A 3,098-nucleotide genomic window follows, 5' to 3' on the forward strand; every position below is an offset into this window, starting at 1 on the left:
CCCGCCCCCCCCGCCGCGCGCGCCGACCCCCCCGATGTCGGCCCCCGACCCGCGTCCGGTTCGAAAAGTGGCGTGTCGGCCCCCGAAGTGACACGGCACACGCACCTGGCGGATGCCGGACGGATGCCGCGCGCGCCGTGCCGCCCCGTGCCGGGCCACGCACCGCGCCGCCCGTACCGGGTCAGGCCGTGGGGACGGCTCCGAGGCGGTCCAGCCGCAGCGTGGCCGTCGCGCTGTGCGCGGCCATGCCCTCGGAATCCGAGATCACCTGCACGGCGTTCGCGAGCTCGGGCGTCGCCTCACGGCTGATGCGCTGGTACGTCAGCGGCTTCAGGAAGCGCGACACCGAGAGACCCGCGCTGTGCTTCGCGCCGCCCGCGGTCGGCAGCACGTGGTTGGTGCCGGCCATGCCCTTGTCCGAGTAGGCCACGGTGCTCCAGGGTCCGAGGAAGATCGAGCCGTAGTTGCGCAGGTTCTCGTGGAACCAGTCGTCGTCGGCCGTCAGCAGTTCGAGGTGCTCCGGCGCGAGGTCGTCCATGAGGGCCGCCGCCGTCTCGCGGTCTTTCGCGACGGTCACCACCCCGTAGTCCCGCCACGCGGCACCGGCGATCTCGGCGGTGGCGAGCGTCGACAGCTGCCGGTCGATCTCCGCGATCACGGCCTGGCCGTGCTCCTCGGATGTCGTGATGAGCGCCGCAGGCGAGTTCGGCCCGTGCTCCGCCTGGCCCAGCAGGTCGGCGGCGACGAGCACCGGATCGGCGGTCTCGTCGGAGATCACGGCGACCTCGCTCGGCCCCGCGAGCAGGTCGATCGCGACCGTGCCGAAGAGCTGGCGCTTGGCCTCGGCGACGAAGGCGTTGCCCGCGCCGACGAGCATGTCGACGGGCAGGTCTCCCAGCAGCCCGTAGGCCATGGCGGCGAGGGCCTGCACCCCGCCGATCACGAACACCCGGTCGACACCCGACAGGTGCGCGGCGTACACGACGGCGTCGTTCGCCCCGCCGTCGGGCTGCGGCGGCGTGCACGCGATCACGGTCGGCACACCCGCCGCCTTGGCCACGCCCACCGTCATGAACGCGCTGGCCGTGAGGGGGAAGCGCCCGGCGGGCAGGTAGGCGCCGACCCGCGACACCGGGACGTACTTGGCTCCGGTCACGATGCCGGGCACGAACTCGGTCTCGAAGTCGGTCAGGTGCTCACGCGAGGCGCGGGCGAAGGCCTGCGTCCGCTCCGCACCCAGTTCGATCGCGGCGCGCAGCTCAGGGTCGAGGCGGTCTCCGCTGCTCGCGATCTGTTCGGCGGTGAGCTCGATGTCGGCGCCCTGATAGTTGTCGAGTGCGCGGGCGTAGTCGAGCACGGCGTCGAGGCCGCGCTCGCGGATGTCGGCGAGCATGTTCGTCACGGTCTCGATGACGGCGGGATCGCGCTGTGCAGCGGGCGCGTCGACGAGAGGGGTCTTGAGGTGGTGGAAGGCGCCGTCATAGCGGGCGAGCACGGGAGAGGAGTAACGCATGCAGGAAGGCTAGATCGGTCGCATCCCACGAGACAAGCCTGACGATCCTGGCCTTTCCATCGGGCTTACCATTGGGTATGACCATCACCCAGCTGACGGCGTTCCTCGCCGCCCTCGACGAGGGGTCGTTCACGGCCGCCGCCAAGACCCTGGGAATGACGCAGGCCTCGGTCTCGGAGCTGGTGGCGCGTCTGGAGCGAGAACTCGATGCCGTGCTGTTCACGCGCGGCAGCAGGCGCCTCGTGCCGACGGCCGCCGCACTCGAACTGCGTCCGCACGCCACGCAGGCGGTGAGCGCGGTGCAGAACGGCATCGACACGATCCGGGCGCTCGCCTCGCTCGAACGCGGCACCTGCACGTTCGGCGTGCTGCGCAATGCGGCGTACTACGCGCTCGCCGACCTGGCCGAGACCTTCCACCATCGGCATCCGCACGTGCACCTGCGCCTCGTGGGCATCAACTCGGCGCACGTCGCCCGGTCGATCGCGGCCGGCGAGCTCGAGGCCGGTCTGCTGGTGCTGCCGGTCGACGAAGAGGGCCTCGACGTGCGACCGCTCTTCCGCGACGAGGTGCTCTACGCGTCGAGCACGCGGCCACACGATGCGGGCCCCGTCACGATCGCGGACATCGCCGAGGCCAAGCTCGTGCTGTACGACGCGTTCGCCGGGTGGGATGACCCGACCAGGCGCCAGCTGCTCGAACGCGCGCGTCTGCAGGGGCTGACCGTCGACCCCGCAGTCGAGGTCGAGCACGTCGAGACCGCGCTCAGCCTCGTCGCCGCCGGCACGGCCGACACGATCGTGTCGCGCTCGATCGCCGAGTCCGCGACGTTCCCTTCGGGCATCCGGACCTTCCCCTTCGTCGAGCCCATGCATGACACGATCGCGCTGGTGCAGCGCACGGGGGTGCTGCTGTCCCCCGCCACGCAGAGGCTCGCCGAGCTGGCCGAGCGGATGCTGCGCGAGCGCCTGCCCGAGCACGAGGGCCGCACCGCGCTCGTGTGACGGCGGCCTCGCGTCAGTACAGCTCGGCCCTGCGGTCGGCGAACAGGTCGTTGTGCGGTGGCAGCGACTTGCTGCGCACGGCATCGAGCGACAGCACGGCGGTCGCGCCCATCACGGCACGGAAGGCGACGATCCACCCCTGCTCGTCGATGATCGCGGTGCCGTCGGTCCACTCGACGCCGCGCTCGACCCCCCACCGGTCGGCGATCACGACGGGCAGCCTCGACGACCGCGCCGCCGCCATGGCCTGGATCAGCTCGGGAGCGTGCTCACCGTCGGGCCTCGGCACGAGCGGCCAGTTGACGGGAAGAGCGAGCACGTCGGCGCCCGCCAGTGCCAGCCGGCGCGGAACCTCGGGGAATTCGCTGTCGTAGCAGAGCGCCACGCCGAGGCGACCGAACGGGGCGTCGACGACGAGGCCCGCCTGCGACCCGCGATCGAAGATCAGGGTCTCCGCGCCCCACAGGTGCGACTTGCGGTAGTCGGCCAGGCGACCGTCGCGGGTGAGGACCGCGGCGGTGTTGAACAGCTGCTCGCCAGCGCGCTCGGCATAGCCGACCACCACCACGGCGTCCGCGGGG

General features: G+C 71.9%; 3 protein-coding genes. 1 reads left to right on the forward strand and 2 read right to left on the reverse strand.

The window, feature by feature from the left end; translation table 11 throughout:
* Nucleotides 1–181 precede the first annotated feature (181 nt).
* Entirely contained in the window at nucleotides 182–1,513 is a 1,332-nt protein-coding gene (gene hisD, locus RWO82_RS15405) for a histidinol dehydrogenase (RefSeq protein ID WP_314428408.1), read from the reverse strand.
* Nucleotides 1,514–1,590: 77 nt separating this feature from the next.
* Between hisD and RWO82_RS15410 the strand changes: the two genes are divergently transcribed.
* Nucleotides 1,591–2,517 carry a LysR family transcriptional regulator gene (locus RWO82_RS15410; RefSeq protein ID WP_314428409.1) on the forward strand — a complete coding sequence of 309 codons (927 nt, stop codon included), beginning with the start codon at nucleotides 1,591–1,593 and terminating at the stop codon, nucleotides 2,515–2,517.
* Between the two features lie 13 nt (nucleotides 2,518–2,530).
* On the opposite strand, the gene RWO82_RS15415 is transcribed toward RWO82_RS15410, so the two are convergent.
* Nucleotides 2,531–3,098 (reverse strand): nitrilase-related carbon-nitrogen hydrolase (locus RWO82_RS15415; protein WP_314428410.1); only part of this gene is annotated, 568 nt, incomplete at its 5' end.

The organism is uncultured Microbacterium sp. (assembly GCF_963521645.1).
GTDB lineage: Bacteria > Actinomycetota > Actinomycetes > Actinomycetales > Microbacteriaceae > Microbacterium.